We start from the raw sequence: 22451 nt of genomic DNA on the forward strand, positions 1-22451 counted from the left end.
TGCCGGGGCGCTACGGCGCCTGGGCCGCCTGCACGGCCCCGGCTGCGGCGTTGGCGATGCCGCTGCTCACATGGCCGGCCGGCACGTGGCGCGCGGCCGAATCGACGTGGCCTGTCTGGTCGTCGAAGAAGAAGTCGGGCTCGAACTCGCGCAGGAACTCCCCCTTGGGCAGGCCGCCCAGGAACATGGCCTCGTCCACGGTGATGTTCCAGTCCATCAGCGTGCGTATGGCGCGCTCGTGCGCGGGCGCGCTGCGCGCCGTCACCAGGGCCGTGCGTATGCGCATGTCCGCGCTGCCCGCCTGCTGCAGCCGGTGCAGGGCCGCCAGCAGCGGCTTGAAGGGGCCCTCGGGCAGTGGCTGGGCGGCCTTGTCGCGCTCGTGGCGCTGGAAAGCCGCGAGGCCCTCGGACTGGTAGACGCGCTCGGCCTCGTCGGAGAACAGCACCGCGTCGCCGTCGAAGGCGATGCGCACCTCGTGCGGATGGGCGTCGCCCGCCTGCACCGACTCGGTGAGCACGCGCGCCGCGGGGTAGCCCAGGTGCAGGGCCGAGCGCACGTCCGTCTCGTTGGCCGATAGGAACAGGTGCGCGCCCAGCGGCCGCAGGTAGCGGAACGGATCGCGCCCCTGCGTGAACACGCCGCGCTGCACGCTGGGCAGGCCGTGGGCCTGGCAGGAGCGGAACACGCGCATGCCGCTCACCGGGTCGTTGCGCGACAGCAGCACCACCTCCACGCGCTGGTGTTCGGCGCCGTTGAAGGCCAGAAGCTTCCTCACCAGCGAGAAGGCCACGCCCGGAGGTGCGGGCACGTCCAGGCGCGCCAGCTGCAGGGCCACGTAGGCGCGGTCGTCGCCGTGCTCGAAGATGCGGTTCTCCTCCTCGAAGTCGAACAGGGCGCGCGAGGAGATGGCGACGACGAGCTTGTCGTCCAGGGTCAGGGCCATGGCCTTACTTCACGAATTGGTTGAGCTCGATGATGGGCTGCAGCACGGCCAGCACGATGAGCATCACCACCAGGCCCATGGTCACGATGAGCAGCGGCTCCAGGATGGTGGCCAGCTGCATGGCGCGGCGCTGCACCTCGGTGCCCAGCTGGCTGGCGGCGCGGGCCAGCATGGTGGGCAGCTGGCCGGTCTGTTCGCCCAGGCGCGCGAACATGGCCACCAGGCCAGGAAAGCGCTTCTTCTGCGCCAGGGCCGAGGCCAGCGGCGCGCCCTCGCGCACCAGCACCAGGGCTTCGAGCGCGTCGGCGCGCAGCGCGCGGTTGTTCAGCGTCTCGGCCGCGGCCTGCAGGGCGCGCAAGATGGGCACGCCCGCGCCGGCCAGCATGGCCAGCGTGCCGGCAAAGCGCGCCGCGTTGTAGCCGCGCGCCAGCTTGCCCACCAGCGGCAGCCTGAGCCAGGCGGCGTCGAATTTTTCGCGAAAACGGGGTCTGGCCAAGGCTGCACGAGCGCCTGCAGCTATCAAGATGAAAGCGCTCAGCACCGCCCAGCCGTAGCCGCGCACAAAGTCGCTCAGCGCCAGCATGAGCACCGTGAGCAGGGGCAGAGCGCGCTTGCTGCCCGCGAACACGCTGGCCACCTGCGGCACCACGTAGCCCACGAGGAACAGCACGATGACGATGGCCACGAGCGTGACGATGGCCGGGTACAGCGCCGCGCCTATGAGCTTGGCGCGCAGCTGCTGCCGGGCCTCCAGGTCGTCGGCCAGGCTTTCGAGCACCTGGCCCAGGCCGCCGCTGCCCTCGCCCGCGCCGATCACGGCGCAGTAGATGTCTGAGAACTCGCGCGGGTGCTGGGCCAGCGCGCGCGCGAAGGTGCTGCCGGCGTTGACCTCGGCGCGCAGCGCGGCCACCAGGTGGCGCTGGCGCTCGTCGTCGGCCTCGTCGGCCAGGGCCGTGAGCGCGCGCTCCAGCGGCAGGCCTGCGCCGACCAGGCCCGCGAGCTGGCGCGTCCAGATGGCCAGCGCCGTGGCGTTGAACACCGGGCGCGTGAACAGGCGCTGCGCCAGCGTGGGCGCGCTGCCTGGCGCGGTATCGGGGGACAGGGCCTCCACGTCCAGCGGCACCAGCGCCTGCGCGCGCAGCATGTTGCGCGCCGCCTTGGGGCTGTCGGCATCCAGGGTGCCCCGGCGTAGGTGGCCCTGCGAGTCCAGGGCTTCGAAGGAATAGGCGGGCATGCGACTTCGGCGGCGATGGGGGCGGTCAGGGCGTCATGGTAGCCGCTGGCCGGGTCAGGCGTTGTTGGCCTGCGCAGCGATCTCCAGCGAGCGCAGGCGTAGCTCGGGGTCGAACACGTCGCTGACCAGCATGAACTCGTCGGCTCGCGTGGCCTGGGCCAGTGCGCGCAGGCCGGCGCGCACCGTCTGTGGCCCGCCGACCACGCCCACGGCGAGGAAGTCGGCAATGGCCGCACGCTCGGCCGGCGGCAGGCCGGGCAGGTAGTTCTCGACCGGCGGGCGCAGCAGGCCTCGCTGGCCCGTAATGATGCCCAGCACGCGCTGGTAGGTGCTGCTGGCCAGGTACTCGGCCTCTTCGTCCGTGGGCGCCGCGATGACCGGCACGCCGATCATCACGTAGGGCTGCAGCAGCACGGCCGAGGGGCGGAACAGCTGGCGGTAGAGGTCGATGGCCGCCTGCAGCAGGCGCGGCGCGAAGTGCGAGGCGAACGCATAGGGCAGGCCCATGTGGGCGGCCAGCTGCGCGGAGAACAGGCTCGATCCCAGCAGCCAGATGGGCACCTGCGTGCCTGCGCCCGGCACGGCGACGATGCGCTGGCCCGGCTGCGCGGGCGCCAGCAGCTGCTGCAGCTCGGCCACGTCGCGCGGGAAGTCGGCCTCGGTCTCGACGCGGTCGCGGCGCAGGGCGCGCATGGTCGCGCCGTCGGTGCCGGGCGCGCGCCCCAGCCCCAGGTCGATGCGGCCGGGATAGAGCTCGGCCAGCGTGCCGAAGGCCTCGGCCACCACCAGTGGCGCATGGTTGGGCAGCATGATGCCGCCCGAGCCCACGCGTATGGAACGGGTGGCGCCCGCGACATGGCCCACGAGCACGGCCGTGGCGGAGCTGGCGATACCCGGCATGTTGTGGTGCTCGGCCAGCCAGTAGCGCGTGAAGCCCAGCGACTCCGCATGCCGGGCCGTGCGAACGGCGATTTCGAGCGCCTGGGCCACCGTGCCGCCTTCGCGCACGGCTACCAGATCGAGCATGGAAAGCAGGGGTTGCGTCGTCATGGCGGCGATTGTGGGCGTTTGCAGGAAACTTCGCCGCCCCACGGGAATGAATTGTTGACGGTCGGGTGAGCGCAATCAGCCAAAAGTGCTCAATAATGAAGCTGCAATACGATATTTCCGTATGTAACTTAATGCAACTTGTGTGGGCTGCCGGCCTAGGGTTGCATGGATCTCAGTGGTGGGCGCTTATGGGTTTTTTCAGCCGATTGTTCCAGCCGCGCGCTGATGGCTTGCAGGCGCCGTCGGACTGGACGCGCCTGCCCGACAGCAATGCCAGCGAACTGGTGCTGTTCGACGAGGAGGCCCGCAAGCTCGTGGCGCAGTTCGACATCGACGCTGCCATCGTGACGCACCAGCGCTGGCTGCCCTGGCTGGGCGAGGTGCTCAAGGGCGCGCGCGACGAGCACCTGCGCCCCGAGGCCGTGGCGGACGATGCCCGGTCCGAGCTCGGCCAATGGCTGCACGGCAGCGGCCGGGAGGCCCTGGGGCATTTCCCGGCGTTCGACATGCTCATGCGGCGCCACCACTTCTTTCACCAGCAGGCAGCGGTGCTGATCAGGCATGCCGAGGCCGGCGAGACCCTGCAGGCCGAGCAGGCCTACAAGGCCTGCCAGCATGCATCGCGCCAGGTGGTGCTGCTGCTCAAGGAACTGCAGCGCGGGCTGGTGCGCGGGCGCCGCCCGGCCGAGCGGCGGCGCGACAAGAGCGTGGTCTGACGGCGCAGGTCAATCGCGCGTCACGCGCAGCACTTCCTCGCGGCTGGTGATGCCCGCGGCGATCAGCCGCTCGCCGTCGTCGCGCATCAGCGTCATGCCGCCGGCCAGGGCCTGGGCACGCACGTCGGCCTCGGCAGCCTGGCCGTGGATCTGGGTGCGGATGGCGTCGTCCACGACGAGCAGCTCGAACACGCCCGTGCGGCCTGCGTAGCCCGTGTGGCCGCAATGCTCGCAGCCCGCGCCGTGGTCGCCGCCGTGGCAGTGGCCGCAGTACTTGCGCACCAGGCGCTGGGCCAGCACGCCCAGCAGCGACGATGAGAGCAGGAACGGCTCCACGCCCATGTCGGTCAGGCGCGTGATGGCGCTGGCCGCGTCGTTGGTGTGCAGCGTGGCCAGCACAAGGTGGCCGGTGAGCGAGGCTTGGATGGCGATCTGCGCGGTCTCGAAGTCGCGGATCTCGCCGATCATGATCACGTCCGGGTCCTGGCGCAGGATGGCGCGCAGGGCCTTGGCGAAGGTCAGGTCGATCTTGCCGTTGACCTGGGTCTGGCCCACGCCGGGCAGCTCGTACTCGATGGGGTCTTCCACCGTCATGATGTTGCTGCGGCTCGCGTCGAGCCGCGCGAGCGCCGCATACAGCGTGGTGGTCTTGCCCGAGCCCGTGGGCCCGGTCACGAGGATGATGCCGTGCGGCTGCGCGATGAGCTGCTCGAAGCGCGCGAGCACGCCGCCCTGCATGCCCACGGATTCCAGGCTGAGCTTGCTTTCGCTCTTGTCCAGCAGGCGCAGCACGGCGCGCTCGCCGTGGGCGTTGGGCAGGGTGGAGACGCGCACGTCGATGGCGCGCGTGCCCAGGCGCAGGCTGATGCGGCCGTCCTGCGGCAGGCGCTTCTCGGAGATGTCCAGGTCGGCCATGATCTTCAGGCGCGAGATCAGCGCCGCGTGCAGCGCGCGGTTGGGCTGCACCACCTCGCGCAGCGTGCCGTCCACGCGGAAGCGCACGCTGGAGTGGCGCTCGTAGGGCTCGATGTGGATGTCGCTCGCGCCGTCGCGCACGGCCTGCGTGAGCAGGGCGTTGAGCATACGGATGATGGGCGCGTCGCCCGCCGATTCCAGCAGGTCCTCGACCGCGGGCAGCTCCTGCATCATGCGCGAGAGGTCGGCGCCTTCCTCTACCTCGCTGACCACGGTGGCTGCGCTCGATTCGCTCTGCGCGTAGGCCGCGCTGATGCGCTGGGCCAGCTGCGCGGCATCGAGCGGCATGAACTGTTGCACGGCGTGCTTGCGCAGCACTTCGGACAGCGCGCAGGCGTCGGGCTGGGGGCCGTGCCAGAGCACGAGCTGCTGGCCGTCGTCTTCCAGCAGCAGCTGGCTGCTGCGTGCAAAGGCGTAGGGCAGGGGGTGGCGCATGCCTGTGCCCTTATTGCGGGCTGTAGAGCTCGCTGCTCGTGGCCGCCGGCGTGGCGCGCGCGGGAGCGGGCGGGTTGGGCACGAGCGGGGCCAGCGGCGCGCGCTGCGCGCCCGCGCCGGGGGCGGCGCCCTGCAGCGGTGGCAGCACGGGCGCGTCGGAGACGGCGCGCATCACCGTGCTGGGCGCGGGCTGGGTGTTCTGCTGCAGCGCGCGTATGGCCTCGTAGCGGTCCATCACCAGGGCGTCGCTGGTGGCGTTGTCGCGGATCACCATCGGGCGCAGGAAGACCATCAGGTTGGTCTTCTTGCGCGACCGGTTCTCGTTGCGGAACAGCGCTCCCAGCACGGGCAGGTCGCCCATCACGGGCACCTTGTCCTGGTTCAGCGAATAGCTGTCCTCCAGCAGGCCGCCGAGCACGATGACGCTGCCGTCGTCCACGAGCACGGTGGATTCGATGGAGCGCTTGCTTGTCGAGGGGCCGTTGACGTTGGTGAGCGTGCTCTCGTTGACCTTCGACACCTCCTGGTACAGCGTGAGCTTGACGGTGCCGTTCTCGTTGATCGTGGGGCGCACGCGCAGCATCAGGCCCACGTCCTTGCGCTCCACCGTGGTGAAGGGGTTGACGGCGCCGCCGTTGCCGCCGGTGTTGGCGTACGAGCCGGTGGGGAAGGGCACGTTGTTGCCGATGATGATCTGCGCCTCCTCGTTGTCCAGCGTCAGCAGGTTGGGCGTGGACAGCACGTTGGCGTCGCCCGTGTTCTCCAGGAAGTTGGCGAGCGCGCCCAGGTAGTACTTGCCGTTGATGCGCGGGGCGATGGCCACGTTCATGCCGTTGCCGATGGCGCTGCTGGTGAGCGATGCGTAGTTGCCCGTGGCCGCGGCCACCGCCAGGTCGATGATGTTGCCGCCTGCGACGCCGGAGTTGGTGCCGATCACCCCCACGGCGCCGTTGCCGTAGTTGCCGAAGGCGGTCTGCCACTGGATGCCGAACTCGGCCACCTTGTTGGCGCTGACCTCCACGATCAGGCTCTCGATGAGCACCTGCGCGCGCTTGCCGTCGAGCTTGTCGATCACGGCGCGCAGCTGGCGGTACTGCGGCTCGGGCGCGCTGATGATGAGCGAGTTGGTCGTCGGGTCGGCCTGGATCTGCCCGCCCGTGGAGGGCTGGTTGTCGGTGCCGCTGCGGTTCAGGCCCGTGCTGGCGCCGGCGCCCAGGCCGCCGGCGCTGCTGCTGGCGGTGTTCGTGCCCAGCCCGCTTTGCGCCGTGCCGCCCGCCATGCTGGTCTGCGTGAGGCCGGAGCCCAGCCCCGTGCCGCTGTTCCCGTTGGCGGAGGTGCCCGCGCCGGCGCCCAGGTTGCCGGCCTGCAGCGCGGCGCGCAGCGTGGCGGCCAGCTTCACCGCGTCAGCGTTCTTCAAATACACCACGTGGATGTTGCCGCTGGCCGCCGAGCTGCCCGGCGCCGCGGGCTGGTCCAGCCGGGCTACGAGCGAGCGCACCAGCGCCAGCCGCGCCGGGTTCGCCGCGCGCACGATGAGCGCGTTGCTGCGCGGCTCAGGCAAAAGCGTGGTCTTGAACGAGGTGTCCGTCTGGCCCTGGGCCGCGGCCGGTGCGGCGGCGGTGCCGGTGCCGCCCGAGCCTTCGATCAGGCGCGAGACGAGCGGCGCCAGGTCGGAGGCAATGGCGTGCTGCAGCGGTATCACCTCCACGTCGGTGGCGTTGGCGACGTCCATGGCCGCCACGATGCGCGCCAGCCGCTGCAGGTTGTCGGCATAGTCGGTGATCACCAGCGAGTTGTTGCCGGGGTTCACGTTGATGGTGTTGTTGGGGCTGATCAGGGGGCGCAGCACCGGCACCAGGTTGTTGGCGTTCTCGAAGTTGAGCTTGAAGATCTGCGTGACTATCTGCCCGCCCGCCGGCGTGCCGCCCGCGCCGCCCTGCGACACGCTCACCGTGCCGGTCTGCAGCTTGGCGTCGGCCTCGGGCACCACCTTGTACAGCCCGCCCGATTCGACCACCGTGAAGCCCTGCAGGCGCAGCGCGGCCAGGAACTGCTGGAAGGCCGCCGCGGGCGTGACGGCGTTCTCGGTGACCAGGGTCAGCTGGCCCTTCACGCGCGGGTCCACCACCACGTTCCTGCCGGTGATGGTGGCCATGGTGCGGGCCACGGCCTCGATGTCTGCATTGGCGAAGTTCAGCGTCACCGGCTCGCTCGGGCGCACGCTGCCGGCATGCGTCCGGTTTGTGGTTTGAGCATGAATTTGGGCTGTAGCGCACACCAGCAGAGCGCTGGCAGCTATCGAATGCAGAGCGGTGCGCAGCTGGCGTCGGGAAAAGGAAGGCATAGGGTCACCCCAGGGTGATGATGGAACGTGCGCCGCTGCGCCGTCCGATGATATTCAGAAGATTGGCCAGCGCCGCCTCGCGCTCGGGCGCGGCGCGGGCTTCGCCGGTGAAGCGCAGGCGCTGCCCCACCCATTGGCCGCTGCCCGAGAGCAGCAGCGCGCCGTCCAGCGTGGACAGCTGCAGCGTGGGCGCCTCGCCGTGCCGGCCGCCTTGCAGCACCAGCCGGTAGCTGCCCATGGGTCGCAACGTGGACAGGCGCGTGGACATGCCCAGCGCGTCGAGTTGCGCCTGGCCCTGCAGCTGCATGCGCCCGTCGCTCCATTGCAGCGCCAGGCCCTGGGTGGACAGCTGCAGCCTTCCCTGCGGCTGCACAGTATTCCAGGGCGTGCCCAGGCCGCCGAGCACGGCGGCCGGCCACTGGCTGCTGCCGTCTGCCACCTGTACCCGCGCCGAGCCCAGGCCCAGGGCCGCGCGCAGCGCCAGCGGCTCGGCCGTGCAGCAGTCGGCCATGATGCTGGCCTGGGCGCCGCCCCATGCGGGGCGCAGCCGCCACGCCAGCCGGCCCGGCAGGGCGGCCCGGTCGTCGCTGCCGGCGCCGCCCGTCAGCACGAGCCGGGCCGATCCCGTCCAGACCGTGCCGCGTGCCTGCTCCAGCAGCACCTGGCCGCCGCTGGCCTGCTGCACGCCGGCCGCCAGCCAGCGCGCGGGCGCCCACAGCGCGAGCGCCGGCAGCGCCCCCAGGCACAGGCCGGCCACGGCCCAGCGCCAGGGCGCGCGCGGCGTGGCCGTGAGGGATCGGGAGGGCGGGCGGCGGGACACGGCGGGCCTGTTTATCCGTTGGCGGGGCTCACGTCAGCCGGGAGAGGGCAGGGCCAGCACCAGCGTGCCGTCCCAGCGCGGAGCATCGGCGCCGCTGCGCACCAGGCGTGCCTCCACCGGCACGGCGCGGGCCGTGCTGCGCACCTGGGCCAGCCACTGCGCCAGCGCCTCGGGCGGTACGCCCTTGAGTGTGACGGTGGCGCGATCGCCGGCTACGTGCATCTGCGCGGCCGGGCCCAACTGCCGCGCCAGCGCGCCTTGCAGCGCGCGCAGGGCTTCGCCGCCCTGGACGCGCGGCATGTCCCGCAGGCGCAGCGCCTCGGCCTGCAGGGTCTGCATGCGCTGCAGCTCTGCGTCCAGCGCGGCATGGCGCGCGGGCGAGGCGCGCAGCTGCGCCAGCGCGGGCGCCAGCAGCAGCCACCACAGCAGGGCCAGGCCCAGCATGGCGGCGGCGACCAGCACCAGGGTCTGCTCGCGCGCGGCCAGGCCCGTCCAGTGCGTGCGCAGGGCCGCGGCCAGGGCGCGGGGTCGGGATGTGCTCATGGGCGCTCCTGTGGGCGCAGCAGCAGGGCGCCGTCCTGGCTGCGGGCCGCGTAGCCGTCGGCGGCCAGGCGCTGGTTCGCGGCCGCCAGTTCTTCGGGGGGCAGCTCCACGCCGCGCAGCAGCAGCTCGCCGCCCGCGTATTCGATCTGACCGGGCAGGCGCGCAGCGGGCAGGGCGGCGCCCGCGGCGGCCATGAGCGGCTCCAGGTCGCGCTGCGCCATGCTACCGGCGGCCTGGCGCAGCAGGGCCAGTTCGCGTTCCATCTGCACCGGCGCATCGACGACGGCCTGGATGCGCGGGAAGGTCTGGGTCAGGATGCCCCGCACGCCGGCCTGCTTGGCAGCGAGCGCCTGGCGGTCCTGCCAGGCCCAGAGGTTCAGGCCGATGAGCTGCACGGCCACGGCCAGGCCCAGGCCCCAGCGCGCGGCGCGCCACTGCGGCGCGCGCGCGAAGGCGTTGGCGGCGGCGCCCAGCCTGCGCAGCGCGCGCGTGCGCCCGCTGCTGGCCAGATCGAACTGGGCCAGGTCCCAGTCGCCGCGTGCGGCGGCCAGCGCGCGCTGGCTGGCGGTGTGGATCTGCACCGGGCGGCCCAGCAGATGCTCGGCCAGGGCCGCCACGGCCGGTTCGGCGCGCACGGGGGGCGCGTCCTCGGCGGCGGGCGCCATGGCGGCGAGCGCCGGCGCGGCCGACAGCGGCAGCACGGCCACGGCCTGCTCCGGCCCATGTCCGGTGAGCACGATCTGCGTATCCTCGGGCGCGCCGATCACCTCGCATTCCTGCTGTCCGCTGGCCGTGGGGCCGGGCGCGAATTCGGGCACCACGCGGTCCACGGGGCGGCCCGCAGCCTCCAGCGCCTGCAGGGCTTCGTGCAGCCAGGCGCGGTCGCACACGGCCACCCAGACCGGGCTGCCGGACTGTGCGCCGGGCTGCAGCGCGAAGTGCAGCCGTGCGGGTTCTTCGAGGAGGTGCTCTTCGAGCAGGCCTTCGAGGATGGCGCGCAGGCGCGACGCCTGGGCGAGCGCGCCCTGCGGCAGCGTCACGCGCTGCCACGACAGCGCGCGCGCGGGCACCACGGCCACGACCTCGCCGGTGCGGCCCGGGTCGGGCAGCAGTGCGGCGCTGGTGCAGGCCTGGCGGATGGCGTTGTGGCCGTCGGCCGTGAGCGCGTAGCTGTATTCGGCGGCGGGCGCCTGCGGGCCCGGGGGCAGGGTTAGGACAAGGGTGCTCATGAAGGCGTCTCGCGGGCCATTTTAGGGTCTGGGTGCGGCGCCGATGGCGTGCCAGGGGCTTGGCCGCTCAGCGCCCCGCGGTGGCGGCGGCGGCACTTGCCAGGCCGCCGCGCTCGCGCCACAGCGTGCGTGCCTCGCCGCGCTGCTTGAAGACCAGGGAGCGCTCCTCGACCACAGTCGAGTCCAGGCGCAGACGGCCGCGCACCTCGAAGTAGCTCGACGACACCGTGTGGGTGGCGCTGCCGATGGCGCCGGTCTTGCCGACGAGCTTGGCGGCGTCGGCCTCGCTGCGGAAATGGCGGCTCTCGCGCGCCTGCACCAGGCGCTGCGCGTCGGCCATGTCCAGCCCGTCGGCGCTGGCCCACAGCACCACGGCGCTGGCGGTGTTCAGGTTGACCGTGGTGCGTGCGGGCAGCAGCGTGACGTAGGGCGCGAGCGCCGCCACGCTTTGCTGCGGCAGCCCCCACCAGCCAAGCTGGGACACGCTCTGCGGCAGCAGCGGCGCGGTGCCGGCGTCGCCGCCCTGGACCTGGGCGCGCAGCATCTGGCGCGCCAGCAGGTCAAGCTGCCCGCGCGGCAGGCCCAGGTAGTCGAACAGGCGCGCGAACTGGCGCAGCGCCGTGGCGTCCACCTGCCTGTCGCCCGCCAGGTTGCGCAGGTTCAGCAGGCCCTGCTGGTCGGTGATCTGGCCCGATAGGAAGGCGTTGGCGGTGTCGGTGCTCGCGTCCTCCACCTGGGCCACGTTGTTGCTGGCGGCCAGGAAGGTGGACAGGCGCGCCTCCTCCAGCGGCACGGCCCAGGGCTCGCTCAGGTTGTCCGTGCCGTCGCCGCCGCGCGCCAGGGAGTCCTCGCGCAGGATCAGGCGCGACCAGTCCAGCGCGCCGATGAGGATCCAGGCCGACTGTATGCGCGCGCGCTCGGCGCTCTCGACCTCGATGGCGCGCCACTGCTGCCACAGGGCCGTGGCCGCGAAGGTGGCCACCAGCGTGACGGTGAGCATGGCCGCCAGCAGCGCCGCGCCCGCCTGGCGCGCCGCGCGCCTCATGACTTGCCCCCGCCCAGCACGGGGCTGGCCCAGTCGCGCGTGATCACGCCCGCCAGCGCGCCGCCCGGCGGCAGCGTGAGCTGCAGGCGCACGCCCTCGGGGATGCTGGCCGCTGCGCTGTTCAGGCCCCCCGGGGATTGCGGCAGGCTCCCGGCCGTGTTGGTGGACAGGGCGTTGGCCCAGGCGCCGCCGCGGTAGAAGAACAGCTGCCAGCCCGCGAGCGGCATGAGCACGGCCTCCTGCCGGCGCTCGGCCTCGTCGGGCGTGCGCGCCCAGCGGGCGGCGCGGTCCCAGGCGTCGGACCATTCGGCGCGCGTGCGCACGGGCGCGGACTGCCAGCGCAGCCAGTGGGCCGCGCCGTCCACGTTGCGCAGTGCCCAGGCGACCACGACGGCGCCCTCGTCCGGTTGGCGCATGCCGCGGCGCGTGAGGCGCAGCACCTGGCCGTCCCAGGCGATGGGCTCGGTGTGCTCCACGGCCTGCAGCGCGTCCAGGTCGGCGCCCCACTGGTCCATCACGGTCTGCAGTATCAGCACGGCGTCGGCGTGCTCGCGCGTCTGCTGCTGCGAGCGCACCATGCCGTCCAAGCCGCGCCAGCTCACGATGGCCAGCAGGGCCATCACGGCGATGGCCACCAGCAGCTCGACCAGGGTGAAACCGCGCAGCCGCTTAGGAGGGTGTCTCACTTCAATACCGTCCCACAATGGTCGAAAGGCGCAATACCGGCAACTGCGCGTCGAACACTTGCGCGTCCACGCGGCGGAACTGCGGGTTGGGCGTGGGCGAGACCGTCACCGCGACCTCGTAGCCGCGCCTCGCCTGCTCGCAGGCTACGCGGGCATTGCCGATGGAGGGCATCTGGCGCGACAGGCGCACCTTCACGAGCTCGTTCTCGGCGCACAGATGGGCCAGCACCACGTCGGTCTGGCGCGCGGCATTGCGCGTCAGGGCCGACGTGGCCTGCAGCCCCGCCATGAGGGCGATGGCCACGATGGCCAGCGCCACCAGCACCTCCACCAGTGTGAACCCCGCGTGCCTTGCGCGCATGTTCATTAGAACCTGTTCATGGTCTTTTCATGGGGTACGTTGCCCTGCAAAAGCAGTGGATGCAAGGCGCAAACCGCAGCCGGGCTGGTGGCCCGGCGAGGATTTGCAACGCCGCAGACGCTGCTTTTGCAGGGCAACCCTTCGGGCATGGCAGCAAACCACCACGCTCGTCGTTGCCCCCCTTGCCCAGGCCGCCAGCATGGGCTGCGGCGGGCGCCTGGATCGTGACGGTTTGCTGCCATGCGTACCCCATGAAAAGACCATGAACAGGTTCTTACAGCGCCTGCGCGGCAAAGGGCCGCAGCCCGTCGGTGGCCACGCGCACCGCGCGGCCCGGGTGGGCCTGGTTCACGATCACCACCTGCTGCGCTCCGATGAGCGGCTCGGGCCCGAGCCACAGCTCGCCCGGCCCGCGCACGGAAGTGCCGCCGTCGAGCCAATGGCCTGGCAGCCTGGCTGCCGCGGGCAGGCCCTCGAAGTGGAAGCCCTGGGCATCGGCGCGCCAGCGCACGGCTGCGCCCGAGGCGCGCGACTGCGCGCGCGCCGACTCCAGCAGCACCGCCAGCCGCTCGCCCTCGCGCTGCAGCTGCGTGGCGCCGCTGTCGCGCAGGGCCAGGCCTACCCCGGCGGTGGCCAGGGCCATGATGGCGATCACCACCAGCAGCTCAAGAAGCGTGAATCCCCCCTGAGCCGTTGCGCGGCTTCCCCTCCCGGGGGGACGACGCCCGTGGCCTGGCAAAGCCAGATCCACGGCGTCTGCTGGCCTGGGGTGCGCCAATTTCATGCGTTGGGGAGCGCTGGCGCAGATGCTCTACTGCCAGCTGCCAATGTCGGCGTTCTTGCCCTCACCGCCGGACTGGCCGTCGGCGCCGAAGGACATCACGTCCACTTCGCCCTTGATGCCGGGGTTCAGGTACTGGTAGGGATGCCCCCAGGGGTCGTTGGGCAGCTTTTCGAGGTACGGCCGCCAGTTGTTGGGGACCGGCGCCGTCGCGGGCCTGGCGATCAGCGCCTGCAGGCCCTGCTCGGCCGTGGGGTAGCGCTGGTTGTCCAGGCGGTAGAGCTTGAGCGCCTGGGAGAGGTTGGCGATGTCGGTGCGCGCGGCGGTCACGCGCGCATCGTCGGCGCGGTCGAGCACATTGGGCACGATGAGCGCGGCCAGCACGCCGATGATCACCAGCACCACCATGAGCTCGATCAGGGTGAAGCCCGCGGCCATCCGGCGGCGGGCGCGTTGTGCGAGAGATGGGTTGGAGGCAGACGGCACGGCGCAGTGACTTCGGGAAGGAAATGCAGACCCCGTCAATCATAATCCTGCCATGGCGACACCTTCCTACCACCGCTGGGCCCCGCGCCTTGCCACCCTGGCGCTTTGGGTGCTGGCCGGCGCCAGCGCGGTCTACTGGGGGTTGCAGTTGTCCGGTCGCGTGGCGGGCCCGGCACCGGCAGCCGCCGCGCCCGAGCCGGTCGCGGCCGACGCGCAGGCCCTGGCGCGGCTGCTTGGCGCCCAGGCCGCAAGCGCTCCCGAGGCCCCGGCGGCCGCCAGCCGCTTCGTGCTGCTGGGCCTGCTGGCCGGCACCGCCAGCGGCGACGGCGCCGCGCTGATCGCCGTGGACGGCAAGCCGGCCAGGCCCTACCGCGTGGGCGCGAGCGTGGAGCCGGGCCTGGTGCTGCAATCGCTCTCGCGGCGCGAGGCGCGGCTGGGTGCCTCGGTGGAGGGCGCCACCACGCTGACGCTGGAAATGCCGCGCCCCAAGGGCGAGTAGCTAAAGAGCCACCTGCACCCAGGAGCCGAAGCCGGGCGCCGCCTCTGGCCATTCGTGGGATTGCGGCGCGCGCGCCGCGCCATGGGCCTGCAGCCACTGCACGCAGCGCGCCACGCCGGCATGGGTGATCCAGACCACGTCGCCGCCCTGGGGCAGGGCGCTGGCCGCCGCATCGCGCAGGGCCTGCGCCACGCGGGCCAGCATGGCCGCCAGCGGCTCGCCGCCGCCGGGCGCGTGGCTGCCGAGGTCTGCGGCCCAGGCGGCGATGTCGGCCTGGGGCAGCGCGTTCCAGGCGCGGCCTTCCCAGCCGCCGAAGTCCATCTCCAGGATGCGTGGATCGGGATTTGATGCCAAATCGGCCCGTAATGCCCGCAGTTCAAGCGCTAGGAGCTCGCATCTTTGTAGCGGTGAATGGTGCACGGCGGTTACTTTGGGCGGCAGCGCCCGCGCCAGAGCCTGGGCGGCCGCGCGGCTGGCCTGGGTGTCGGCCGGCACGTCCAGCCGGCCATAGCACAGGCCCGGGGCCGCCAGCGGGCGGGCATGGCGCACCAGCCACAGCGTGCTCATCGGGCCAGGGCGATGGCCGCACCCAGGTAGAAACCGATCTCCGCCACCTGCTGCGTGGCGCCCAGGCAGTCGCCCGTGAAGCCCTGCAGGCGCCGCGCGAAGCGCCACAGCATCCAGGCCGCGCCCAGCGCGCTGGCCAGCACTGCTGCTATCAGAACATGAGCGCCAAGCGCTTGCCACACCAGCGCCAGCGGCAGAAAACACCACAGGGCAGCGGCCGCCAGCGCGGCGCCCGTGATCTGGTCCGCCAACGGCTTGCTCTTGGACGTGGCCGTGTCGCCCACATGGGGCAGGGCGCGCACCACGGCGAGCGGCCACAGGCGCGAGAGCACATGCCCGCCCGCCAGCGCGGCCAGCACGCAGGTAAGGCCCAGGCTGCCCAGGTGTGCCAGCAGCGCCAGCTTGGCGGCAAGGGCCAGCACCAGGGCCATGGCGCCGAAGGCGCCTATGCGCGAGTCCTTCATGATTTCCAGCGCGCGCTCGCGCCGGTAGGCGCCGCCCAGGCCGTCGGCCACGTCGGCAAGGCCGTCCTCGTGGAAACCGCCGGTGACCAGCACCGTGGCGATGGTGCTGCCCACGGCCGCCACCAGGGGCACAAAACCCTGTGATCCGCCCTGCGGGCCGCCCAGCGCTTGCCACAGCGCCGCATATATAGCGATGGCCACCGCCGCCACCAGCCAGCCCACGCCGGGGAAATGTGCGCTGCTGGCGCGCAGCATGGCGGGGCTGTAGCCCACCCACGCGGCCAGCCGGCCCGTGACGGGCAGGCGGGTGAAGAACTGCACGGCCAGCAGGTAGTGGCGCAGGGCTTGCATCGTTTGCTATTTAATCAATAGCTTCTGGCGCTTCATGGGCGGGCGCTGGAGCCGTTTTTCCCTCAAGAACCGTTGGCCTGCAGGAACAGGCGGTAGGCCGGGTTCTGCGTCTCTTCCACGTAGGGGTAGTCCAGCTGTTGCAGGAAGGCGTCGAACGCGGCCGCATCTTCCGCGGGCACCTGCATTCCCACGAGGATGCGGCCATAGTCCGCGCCCTGGTTGCGGTAGTGGAACAGCGAGATGTTCCAGGTGGGCTGCATCAGGCTCAGGAACTTGAACAGCGCGCCCGGCCGCTCGGGGAAGGTGAAGCGCATCAGGCGCTCGTCGCGCGCCAGGGCCGAGCGCCCGCCTACCAGGTGGCGCAGGTGCTCCTTGGCGAGTTCGTCGTGCGTCAGGTCCAGCGATTCGAAGCCGTGCTTGAGGAAGTTCTTGGCGATCTTTTCCGACTCGCCGCGCCCATGCGTGGACAGGCCCACGAACACGTGGGCGCGTGTCTCGTGGCTGATGCGGTAGTTGAACTCGGTCACGTTGCGCGGCCCGCCGGGCAGCGCGCCCACCACCTGGCAAAAGCGCTTGAAGCTGCCGCGCTCCTCGGGGATGGTGACGGCGAACAGCGCCTCGCGCTCCTCGCCCACGTCGGCGCGCTCGGCCACGAAGCGCAGACGGTCGAAGTTCATGTTCGCGCCGGAGAGGATGGTGGCGTAGGTCTCGCCCTTGGTCTTGTGCCGCGCCACGTACTGCTTGATGGCCGCCACGCCCAGGGCGCCCGAGGGCTCGACGATGCTGCGCGTGTCCACGAACACGTCCTTGATCGCGGCGCATACGGCGTCGGTGTCCACGATCACGTAGTCGTCCACCAGCGCGTGGGCCACGCGGAAGGTCTCCTCGCCCACCAGCTTGACGGCCGTGCCGTCGGCGAACAGGCCCACGTCGGGCAGCTGCACGCGCGCATGCTCGCGCGCCGACCGGGCCATGGCGTCCGAGTCGTTCATCTGCACGCCGATGACCTTGGTCTGCGGGCTCACCGCCTTGATGTAGTTGGCCACGCCGGCGATCAGTCCGCCCCCGCCGATGGGCACGAACACCGCATCGAGCCGGTGGCTGCCCAGCGCCTGCAGCTGGCGCAGCATCTCCATGGCGATCGTGCCCTGGCCGGCGATCACGTCGGGGTCGTCGAAGGGGTGGACGAAGGTCAGGCCCTCCTCCTGCTGCAGCCGCACGGCGTGCTCGTAGGCGTCGGAATAGCTGTCGCCGCTCAATACCACCTCGCCGCCCAGCGTCTTCACCGCATCGATCTTCACCTGGGGCGTGGTGGTCGGCATCACGATCACGGCGCGCGTGCCCAGCTTGCTGGCGCTCATCGCCACGCCCTGCGCGTGGTTGCCGGCCGATGCGCAGATCACGCCGCGCGCGAGCTGCTCGGGCGAGAGCTGCGCCATCTTGTTGTAGGCGCCGCGCAGCTTGAAGCTGAACACCGGCTGCTGGTCCTCGCGCTTGAGGAGCACCTTGTTGTGCATGCGGCGCGACAGCGCCCGCGCGGGCTGCAGGTCGGATTCCAGCGCCACGTCGTACACGCGGGCCGTGAGGATTCTTGTCAGGTAATCGAAGGGGGTGAGGGGCTGGGTCATGGTGCGGTCCGGCTGGCGTCCACATGCGGGCGGCCGGGGCGCACATCATAGGACGGCCCGCGCCGGGCAAAAAAAAGCCCCAAGCGGTAAGGCCTGGGGCTGAATCCATCCTTTGAGGAGATGGAGGAGACAATCGGTGCGAACCCTGCAGTGCCTTTCGGCATTGCGCAGCGGGTAGCGCGTGAACTTATTGTAGCGCGTTGCTTGTTGCGTTGCAGCAAAATCGCAATATCGTTCATTATTTGCCACAGATTTACATCAAACTTTTGGAGAAAAACAACATGGAATGCACCGTCAGCTGGACCGGCAACGCCGGCACGCGCTCCGGCATGGGCTTCATCGCCGAAACCGGCAGCGGTCACGTGCTGGCCATGGATGGTGCGCCGGACGCGAGCCGGCCCGAAAACGGGGGGCAGAACCTGGCGCCGCGCCCCATGGAGACCGTGCTCGCCGGCACGGGCGGCTGCACGGCCTACGACGTGGTGCTGATCCTGAAGCGCGGGCGCCATGACGTGCGGGGCTGCAGCGTGCGCCTGACCTCGGAGCGCGCCGACACCGACCCCAAGGTCTTCACCCGCATCCACATGCAGTTCACCGTCACCGGCTGCGGCATACCGGCGGCGGCCGTGGAACGCGCCATCGCCATGAGCCACGAGAAATACTGCTCGGCCAGCATCATGTTGGGCAAGACGGCGCAGATCACGACGGGCTTCGAAATCGTCGAAGCCTGACTATCTCTATCTATATGTAGTGGGCCGTGGCCGTCATGACCTTTGCGGCGGCCCGCATCAGCCAGCGCGCCGGGGGCGGCAGGGGGGCGGCGCCTGCTGCCTGTGCCTGGGCGGCGTGGCGCTCCTCGTCCTGCTGCATGCGGGCCACGATGGCGCGCGACGGCAGGTCCTCGTCCGGCAGGCGGCCCAGATGGCCCTGCAGGTGCTCGGACACCTGCCGCTCGGTCTCCACCACGAAGCCCAGGCTCACCCGGTCGCCGATGCGCGCCGCGGCGAGGCCGATCGCAAAGGCGCCGGCAAACCACAGCGGGTTGAGCAGGCTGGGCCGGCTGCCCAGCTGGTCCAGGCGCTCGCGCGTCCAGGCCAGGTGGTCGGCCTCCTCGCGCGCGGCGGCCAGCAGCTCACTGCGCAGGGCCGCGTCGTCCGTCACGCAGGACTGGGCCATGTACAGCGCCTGGGCACAGACCTCGCCCACGTGGTTGACGCGCATCAACGCGCCGGACAGCCGCTTTTGCGGCGCCGACAGCTCGGCGGCGGGGACGGCGGCAGCCGGCGAGGCGGCGCCCGCCGGGGGCGTGGCGCGCAGTGTGCGCAAGGCGCTGTCCGCTGCGATTAAGAATCGGTCCATCTTGGATGGCACGGGGGAGGATCTGTTGACAATGTTGCAAGACGACAACGAAAACCCGCTTTCCGCCCGATTGTGCGGGAATTCCTTTGCGAAACCTGACGTGCTCTGTTGCAATAAGACCAACTTCCCCACCAGGAGGTTGGCCCGGGGAGCCGGCGGGCGCGGCGCAAGGCGCGTTCTCAACCCTCACGATCCGGTGCCCTCTGTTTAACCTTGGAGTAACTCGTAATGAAAAAATCTCTGATCGCCCTGGCAGTGCTGGCCGCTTCCGGTGCTGCAATGGCTCAATCCTCCGTGACGCTGTTCGGTATCATCGACACGAACTTCGGCTATGTGGACAACACCAACGCCGCCGGTGATTCCAAGTACGGCATCGGCACCAGCGGCAACGCGACGAGCCGTCTGGGCTTCCGCGGTGTGGAGGACCTGGGTGGCGGCCTGAAGGCCGGCTTCTGGCTGGAAGGCGAGATCTTCGGCGACAACGGCAATGCTTCCGGCTTCAACTTCCAGCGTGAATCCACCGTGCGCCTGAGCGGCAACTTCGGTGAAGTGCGCCTGGGCCGCGAACTGGTGCCCACCTACCGCAAGGTTTCCTCCTATGACGTGTTCGGCCAGGTCGGCATCGGCATGTTCCAGGGCTGGAGCAACTGGGCGGGCGTTGGCACGGCCGACGCCAACGGCTATCGTCAGAGCAACATCGTCAGCTACTACACCCCCAACTTCAGCGGCTTCACCGCTGGCGCGGGCTATGGCTTCGACGAGCAAGCCACCGGCAAGGAAGGCCGCTACGCTGGCGCCTTCGGTGCGTATGACAACGGCCCTCTGAGCGTGGCCCTGTCGTTTGACCGCCGCAACGTCGGTGCGCTCGGCGCCGGCACCAAGGACAACCTGACCGTGGGTGGTTCCTACGACCTGAGCGTTGTCAAGATCAACGCCCTGCTGCAACAAGCCAAGTACAAGGACGTCGGCGCTGCCAGCGGCAAGTACAACTCCTACGGCCTGGGCCTGACGGCTCCCGTGGGCGCTGGCGAAATCAAGGCCCAGTACGTGATGTACGACCAGAAGGCCATCGACTCCAAGGCGCACCAGTTCGCCCTGGGTTATGTGCACAACCTGTCCAAGCGTACCGCTCTGTACGGTACCGTGGCCTACCTGAAGAACAAGGATGCTTCCAACATGGCCCTGCAGGCCAAGCAAGTGAGCACCACTGGCCCCGGCGCTGGCGAGAACCAGACCGGCGTGCAACTGGGTATCCGCCACTCCTTCTGATTTCGGGCTGGCGTAAGGCCAGCTGGATGAAGAAGAACCAAAACCGCTGCCTTCGGGCAGCGGTTTTTTTTCGCCCGCATCTCGAAAGCTGTAGCAATCGTCGCCTGCGCAACACCAACCTAGGGGAAACGCCTGTGGTGGGAATGCGATAGGCGCTTGGTTTCCGGGGGGCGTTTTCTAGAATCAACCGATCCGACGTTTTTACAGGAGAGGGACAAGTTATGCGTCTGTTTACCAAGAAATCCATCGCGTTCGCCGCATTGGCCCTGTGTGGATCGGGCGCCAGCCTGGCCCAGTCCGCCGGCACCAGCAAGGTGGAGCTGTGGGGTATCGTGGATGTGGCCGTGCGCCACACCAACAAGGAGGGCCCGACCCAGGCCGGCTTGACGAAGATGATCGGCGGCGGCATGTCGCAAAGCCGCTGGGGCATCAATGTGGAGGAAGACCTGGGCGGCGGCAGCAAGGCCCTGGTGGTGCTGGAAAACCGTTTCGACGCCGATTCGGGTACTCCCGCCGTCAATGCGCCGTACTTCCAACTGGCCCACGTGGGCCTGCAAGGCCCCTATGGCCGCCTGACGGCGGGCCGCCAGTGGAATGTGCTGTTCGACGTGGTGACCAGCACATACGCCTCGTTCCCCTATTCGCCCTACATGGAGGCCTACAAGCCCGAACTGGGCATGGCCATGGGGGCGCGCACCAGCAACATGCTCAAATACATGTTCGCCACGCCGGACCGCCGCTGGGTGGGTGCGCTGCAGTATTCGTTCGACGAGAACAACACTGCGACCGGCAATCCCGGTTTCCCGGGCTCTGCGGCCCAGATTCCGGCCTATGTGGCCGGCACGCTCAATGGCGGCGCGTGGAAGACCGCGGGTGGCTATCTGCGCTTTTCCGCGGCCGGCGCGGCCCTGGGCGGCGGGTATCTGCGCACGACCTTGCCCGGCGGCACCGACGTCGATGCATGGACGCTGGGCGGTTCGTACCGCACGGGGCCCTGGTACCTCACCGCGGGCTACGGCCTGAACAAGGCCAAATTCGCCGCGGTGACCAGCCCGCTCGTGGCCTTGCGCAATGGGGTGGACGGCGCCATCCTGGGCCAGTTCTGGTCCGGGCAGACCAATGGCGGCTTCCAGCCGGGCGATGCCAACAAGCGCCAGCTGTTCAAGGTGGGCGTGGGCTATCAAATGACGACCCAGCTCAATCTGGGCGCGCACTACTTCCGAGGCAAGCAGTCGGGCTCGACCACGGGCCTGTCCAACGGCAATGCCGACTTCCTGGTGGCCGTCGCGGACTACGCCTTCAGCAAGCGCACTGATGCCTACTTCGGCGTGGACCACACGCGCATCAGCGGCGGCAACGCGATCGTGCTCGACTCGGCCAGCAATGCCCGCAACCGCACCGGTTTCACCGTGGGCCTGCGCCATCGTTTCTGACGCCTGCCTTCGCCGCGGCGCAAAACCTCCTTCGGGAGGTTTTTTCATTCCGGCGCGATGCAAAGGCGGGGCGATGGGCCGCTCCAGGGTTTCCCCCCGCGCGGGCATCGCGTCCGGGCCACATAGTCGCTGGGTCTGCTTTGCCGAGATTTCCGATGCGGCTTTGCGCCTCGATCCCGTCCATGGCGGCCGCATTTGCGCCCATTGCGCTGGTGTAGCATGCCTTGAACTACCGCGCCGTTCCGACAATGCTTGCCTTCATACTGCGCCGACTCGTCCAGGCCCTGATCGTGATGATCACAGTGGCCTTCATCGCCTTCATGCTGTTTCAGTTCGTCGGCGACCCGGTGGCCATCCTGCTGGGGCAGGACGCCACGCCCCAGCAGGTGGCCGAGATGCGCGCCGCGCTGGGGCTGGACAAGCCCTTCGTCGTCCAGTTCTGGCATTTCCTGGTGAATGCCGCGCAGGGCGAGTTCGGCATCAGCCTGCGCCAGGGCGCCAAGGTGTCGCGGCTGATCGCCGAGCGCTTTCCGGCCACGCTGGAGCTGTCGCTGGTGGCGGCCTTCATCGCGTTGGTGGTGGGCGTGCCCATGGGCGTGTACGCGGCGCTCAGGCGCGGCACGTTCATGAGCCAACTGTTCATGACGCTGTCACTGCTGGGCGTGTCGCTGCCCACGTTCCTGATCGGCATCCTGCTGATCCTGGTGTTCTCGGTCACGCTGGGCTGGTTCCCGAGCTTCGGGCGCGGCGAGGTGGTGCAGTTGGGCTGGTGGAGCACGGGGCTGCTCACGGCCAAGGGCTGGCACCACATCACGCTGCCGGCCATCACGCTGGCCATTTTCCAGCTCACGCTGATCATGCGCCTGGTGCGCGCCGAGATGCTGGAGGTGCTGCGCACCGACTACATCAAGTTCGCGCGCGCGCGCGGTCTCACGGACCGGGCCATCCACTTCGGTCATGCGCTCAAGAACACGCTGGTGCCGGTGATGACCATCACGGGGCTGCAGCTCGGCGGCCTGATCGCGTTCGCCATCATCACCGAGACGGTGTTCCAGTGGCCCGGCATGGGGCTGCTGTTCATCCAGGCCGTGACTTTCGCCGACATTCCCGTGATGGCTGCGTACCTGTGCCTGATCGCGCTGATCTTCGTGGTCATCAACCTGGTGGTGGATCTGCTGTATTTCGCCGTCGATCCGCGCCTGCGCGTGGGTGGCAAGGCAGGGGGACACTGAT

General features: G+C 70.2%; 23 protein-coding genes. 6 read left to right on the forward strand and 17 right to left on the reverse strand.

Translation table 11 applies throughout. The annotated features are described in order from the left end of the window. Positions 1-10: 10 nt before the first annotated feature. The 3 genes from ALIDE2_RS03700 to ALIDE2_RS03710 are packed head-to-tail and all read right to left on the reverse strand — an operon-like array spanning position 11 to position 3227. Positions 11-943 carry a 5'-nucleotidase gene (locus ALIDE2_RS03700; protein WP_013517680.1) on the reverse strand — a complete coding sequence of 311 codons (933 nt, stop codon included), beginning with the start codon at positions 941-943 and terminating at the stop codon, positions 11-13. Between the two features lie 4 nt (positions 944-947). Continuing rightward, positions 948-2177 carry a type II secretion system inner membrane protein GspF gene (gspF, locus tag ALIDE2_RS03705; RefSeq protein WP_013517681.1) on the reverse strand — a complete coding sequence of 410 codons (1230 nt, stop codon included), beginning with the start codon at positions 2175-2177 and terminating at the stop codon, positions 948-950. A gap of 54 nt (positions 2178-2231) precedes the next feature. After that, complete coding sequence (locus ALIDE2_RS03710) at positions 2232-3227, reverse strand: LLM class flavin-dependent oxidoreductase (RefSeq protein ID WP_013517682.1); 996 nt, start codon at positions 3225-3227, stop codon at positions 2232-2234. Between the two features lie 188 nt (positions 3228-3415). On the opposite strand from ALIDE2_RS03710, the gene ALIDE2_RS03715 reads away from it, so the two are divergent. Further along, positions 3416-3943: a CZB domain-containing protein gene (locus tag ALIDE2_RS03715; protein ID WP_013517683.1), complete on the forward strand. Its 528-nt coding sequence runs from the start codon at positions 3416-3418 to the stop codon at positions 3941-3943. A gap of 9 nt (positions 3944-3952) precedes the next feature. Here the strand turns inward: ALIDE2_RS03715 and ALIDE2_RS03720 are convergent, their stop codons facing one another. The 10 genes from ALIDE2_RS03720 to gspG all read right to left on the reverse strand — a co-directional run bounded on the left by ALIDE2_RS03720 (position 3953) and on the right by gspG (position 13600). Continuing rightward, a complete protein-coding gene (locus ALIDE2_RS03720) occupies positions 3953-5353 on the reverse strand; it encodes a GspE/PulE family protein (protein ID WP_013517684.1) in 1401 nt (466 codons plus the stop codon). 10 nt (positions 5354-5363) lie between these two features. After that, positions 5364-7697, reverse strand: coding sequence for a type II secretion system secretin GspD (gene gspD, locus ALIDE2_RS03725; protein WP_013517685.1), 2334 nt, complete (start codon positions 7695-7697; stop codon positions 5364-5366). Between the two features lie 4 nt (positions 7698-7701). Beyond that, positions 7702-8517: a type II secretion system protein N gene (gene gspN / locus ALIDE2_RS03730; RefSeq protein WP_013517686.1), complete on the reverse strand. Its 816-nt coding sequence runs from the start codon at positions 8515-8517 to the stop codon at positions 7702-7704. Positions 8518-8550: 33 nt separating this feature from the next. Continuing rightward, positions 8551-9060 carry a type II secretion system protein GspM gene (gspM, locus tag ALIDE2_RS03735; RefSeq protein ID WP_013517687.1) on the reverse strand — a complete coding sequence of 170 codons (510 nt, stop codon included), beginning with the start codon at positions 9058-9060 and terminating at the stop codon, positions 8551-8553. Continuing rightward, positions 9057-10289: a type II secretion system protein GspL gene (gene gspL / locus ALIDE2_RS03740; RefSeq protein WP_013517688.1), complete on the reverse strand. Its 1233-nt coding sequence runs from the start codon at positions 10287-10289 to the stop codon at positions 9057-9059. Before gspL ends, gspM begins: the two co-directional genes overlap by 4 nt. 67 nt (positions 10290-10356) lie before the next feature. Then, positions 10357-11334 (reverse strand): type II secretion system minor pseudopilin GspK, encoded by a 978-nt coding sequence (gspK, locus tag ALIDE2_RS03745; protein ID WP_013517689.1) that lies wholly within the window; start codon positions 11332-11334, stop codon positions 10357-10359. Next, the gene (locus ALIDE2_RS03750) at positions 11331-12020 is read right to left on the reverse strand and encodes a PulJ/GspJ family protein (RefSeq protein ID WP_013721448.1); all 690 of its coding nucleotides are present in this window, start codon (positions 12018-12020) and stop codon (positions 11331-11333) included. Before ALIDE2_RS03750 ends, gspK begins: the two co-directional genes overlap by 4 nt. A 1-nt stretch (position 12021) precedes the next feature. Beyond that, positions 12022-12387, reverse strand: a complete 366-nt coding sequence (gspI, locus tag ALIDE2_RS03755; protein WP_013517691.1) for a type II secretion system minor pseudopilin GspI — start codon at positions 12385-12387, stop codon at positions 12022-12024. A 268-nt stretch (positions 12388-12655) separates the two neighbouring features. Further along, entirely contained in the window at positions 12656-13165 is a 510-nt protein-coding gene (locus tag ALIDE2_RS03760; RefSeq protein ID WP_013517692.1) for a prepilin-type N-terminal cleavage/methylation domain-containing protein, read from the reverse strand. A 27-nt stretch (positions 13166-13192) separates the two neighbouring features. Next, positions 13193-13600 (reverse strand): type II secretion system major pseudopilin GspG, encoded by a 408-nt coding sequence (gspG, locus tag ALIDE2_RS03765; RefSeq protein ID WP_013517693.1) that lies wholly within the window; start codon positions 13598-13600, stop codon positions 13193-13195. A gap of 100 nt (positions 13601-13700) precedes the next feature. Here gspG and ALIDE2_RS03770 point away from each other — a divergent pair, with 100 nt between their 5' ends. Then, complete coding sequence (locus ALIDE2_RS03770; protein ID WP_013517694.1) at positions 13701-14147, forward strand: type II secretion system protein N; 447 nt, start codon at positions 13701-13703, stop codon at positions 14145-14147. On the opposite strand, the gene ALIDE2_RS03775 is transcribed toward ALIDE2_RS03770, so the two are convergent. The 3 genes from ALIDE2_RS03775 to ilvA all read right to left on the reverse strand — a co-directional run bounded on the left by ALIDE2_RS03775 (position 14148) and on the right by ilvA (position 17157). Next, on the reverse strand, positions 14148-14714 hold the full coding sequence (locus tag ALIDE2_RS03775; protein WP_013517695.1) for a histidine phosphatase family protein: 567 nt from the start codon (positions 14712-14714) through the stop codon (positions 14148-14150). Continuing rightward, a complete protein-coding gene (locus tag ALIDE2_RS03780) occupies positions 14711-15529 on the reverse strand; it encodes an adenosylcobinamide-GDP ribazoletransferase (RefSeq protein ID WP_013517696.1) in 819 nt (272 codons plus the stop codon). The genes ALIDE2_RS03775 and ALIDE2_RS03780 overlap by 4 nt, the downstream gene beginning before the upstream one ends. A gap of 62 nt (positions 15530-15591) precedes the next feature. Beyond that, on the reverse strand, positions 15592-17157 hold the full coding sequence (gene ilvA / locus ALIDE2_RS03785) for a threonine ammonia-lyase, biosynthetic (RefSeq protein ID WP_013517697.1): 1566 nt from the start codon (positions 17155-17157) through the stop codon (positions 15592-15594). 281 nt (positions 17158-17438) lie between these two features. Between ilvA and ALIDE2_RS03790 the strand changes: the two genes are divergently transcribed. After that, positions 17439-17888 (forward strand): OsmC family protein, encoded by a 450-nt coding sequence (locus ALIDE2_RS03790; RefSeq protein WP_013517698.1) that lies wholly within the window; start codon positions 17439-17441, stop codon positions 17886-17888. Positions 17889-17898: 10 nt separating this feature from the next. On the opposite strand, the gene coq7 is transcribed toward ALIDE2_RS03790, so the two are convergent. Continuing rightward, positions 17899-18516: a 2-polyprenyl-3-methyl-6-methoxy-1,4-benzoquinone monooxygenase gene (gene coq7, locus ALIDE2_RS03795; RefSeq protein ID WP_013517699.1), complete on the reverse strand. Its 618-nt coding sequence runs from the start codon at positions 18514-18516 to the stop codon at positions 17899-17901. Positions 18517-18744: 228 nt separating this feature from the next. On the opposite strand from coq7, the gene ALIDE2_RS03800 reads away from it, so the two are divergent. From ALIDE2_RS03800 to ALIDE2_RS03810, 3 genes are all read left to right on the forward strand, one after another. Continuing rightward, positions 18745-19785 carry a porin gene (locus ALIDE2_RS03800; RefSeq protein WP_013517700.1) on the forward strand — a complete coding sequence of 347 codons (1041 nt, stop codon included), beginning with the start codon at positions 18745-18747 and terminating at the stop codon, positions 19783-19785. A gap of 221 nt (positions 19786-20006) precedes the next feature. Then, complete coding sequence (locus tag ALIDE2_RS03805; RefSeq protein WP_013517701.1) at positions 20007-21218, forward strand: porin; 1212 nt, start codon at positions 20007-20009, stop codon at positions 21216-21218. A gap of 248 nt (positions 21219-21466) precedes the next feature. Continuing rightward, a complete protein-coding gene (locus ALIDE2_RS03810; protein WP_013517702.1) occupies positions 21467-22450 on the forward strand; it encodes an ABC transporter permease in 984 nt (327 codons plus the stop codon). Position 22451 lies beyond the last annotated feature (1 nt).

Source organism: Alicycliphilus denitrificans K601, assembly GCF_000204645.1.
Classification (GTDB): Bacteria; Pseudomonadota; Gammaproteobacteria; order Burkholderiales; family Burkholderiaceae_C; genus Alicycliphilus; species Alicycliphilus denitrificans.

What these genes read in the sequence shown, in the direction of transcription:
- coq7 (WP_013517699.1), bottom strand. Translation starts at nt 18,516, where the DNA reads ATGGACCGATTCTTAATCGCAGCGGACAGCGCCTTGCGCACACTGCGC.
- ALIDE2_RS03780 (WP_013517696.1), bottom strand. Translation starts at nt 15,529, where the DNA reads ATGCAAGCCCTGCGCCACTACCTGCTGGCCGTGCAGTTCTTCACCCGC.
- gspL (WP_013517688.1), bottom strand. Translation starts at nt 10,289, where the DNA reads ATGAGCACCCTTGTCCTAACCCTGCCCCCGGGCCCGCAGGCGCCCGCC.
- gspM (WP_013517687.1), bottom strand. Translation starts at nt 9,060, where the DNA reads ATGAGCACATCCCGACCCCGCGCCCTGGCCGCGGCCCTGCGCACGCAC.
- ALIDE2_RS03805 (WP_013517701.1), top strand. Translation starts at nt 20,007, where the DNA reads ATGCGTCTGTTTACCAAGAAATCCATCGCGTTCGCCGCATTGGCCCTG.
- ilvA (WP_013517697.1), bottom strand. Translation starts at nt 17,157, where the DNA reads ATGACCCAGCCCCTCACCCCCTTCGATTACCTGACAAGAATCCTCACG.
- gspF (WP_013517681.1), bottom strand. Translation starts at nt 2,177, where the DNA reads ATGCCCGCCTATTCCTTCGAAGCCCTGGACTCGCAGGGCCACCTACGC.
- gspG (WP_013517693.1), bottom strand. Translation starts at nt 13,600, where the DNA reads ATGGCCGCGGGCTTCACCCTGATCGAGCTCATGGTGGTGCTGGTGATC.
- ALIDE2_RS03715 (WP_013517683.1), top strand. Translation starts at nt 3,416, where the DNA reads ATGGGTTTTTTCAGCCGATTGTTCCAGCCGCGCGCTGATGGCTTGCAG.
- ALIDE2_RS03700 (WP_013517680.1), bottom strand. Translation starts at nt 943, where the DNA reads ATGGCCCTGACCCTGGACGACAAGCTCGTCGTCGCCATCTCCTCGCGC.
- ALIDE2_RS03810 (WP_013517702.1), top strand. Translation starts at nt 21,467, where the DNA reads ATGCTTGCCTTCATACTGCGCCGACTCGTCCAGGCCCTGATCGTGATG.
- gspD (WP_013517685.1), bottom strand. Translation starts at nt 7,697, where the DNA reads ATGCCTTCCTTTTCCCGACGCCAGCTGCGCACCGCTCTGCATTCGATA.
- ALIDE2_RS03770 (WP_013517694.1), top strand. Translation starts at nt 13,701, where the DNA reads ATGGCGACACCTTCCTACCACCGCTGGGCCCCGCGCCTTGCCACCCTG.
- ALIDE2_RS03800 (WP_013517700.1), top strand. Translation starts at nt 18,745, where the DNA reads ATGAAAAAATCTCTGATCGCCCTGGCAGTGCTGGCCGCTTCCGGTGCT.
- gspK (WP_013517689.1), bottom strand. Translation starts at nt 11,334, where the DNA reads ATGAGGCGCGCGGCGCGCCAGGCGGGCGCGGCGCTGCTGGCGGCCATG.
- ALIDE2_RS03775 (WP_013517695.1), bottom strand. Translation starts at nt 14,714, where the DNA reads ATGAGCACGCTGTGGCTGGTGCGCCATGCCCGCCCGCTGGCGGCCCCG.
- gspI (WP_013517691.1), bottom strand. Translation starts at nt 12,387, where the DNA reads ATGAACATGCGCGCAAGGCACGCGGGGTTCACACTGGTGGAGGTGCTG.
- ALIDE2_RS03720 (WP_013517684.1), bottom strand. Translation starts at nt 5,353, where the DNA reads ATGCGCCACCCCCTGCCCTACGCCTTTGCACGCAGCAGCCAGCTGCTG.
- ALIDE2_RS03760 (WP_013517692.1), bottom strand. Translation starts at nt 13,165, where the DNA reads ATGAAATTGGCGCACCCCAGGCCAGCAGACGCCGTGGATCTGGCTTTG.
- ALIDE2_RS03710 (WP_013517682.1), bottom strand. Translation starts at nt 3,227, where the DNA reads ATGACGACGCAACCCCTGCTTTCCATGCTCGATCTGGTAGCCGTGCGC.
- ALIDE2_RS03790 (WP_013517698.1), top strand. Translation starts at nt 17,439, where the DNA reads ATGGAATGCACCGTCAGCTGGACCGGCAACGCCGGCACGCGCTCCGGC.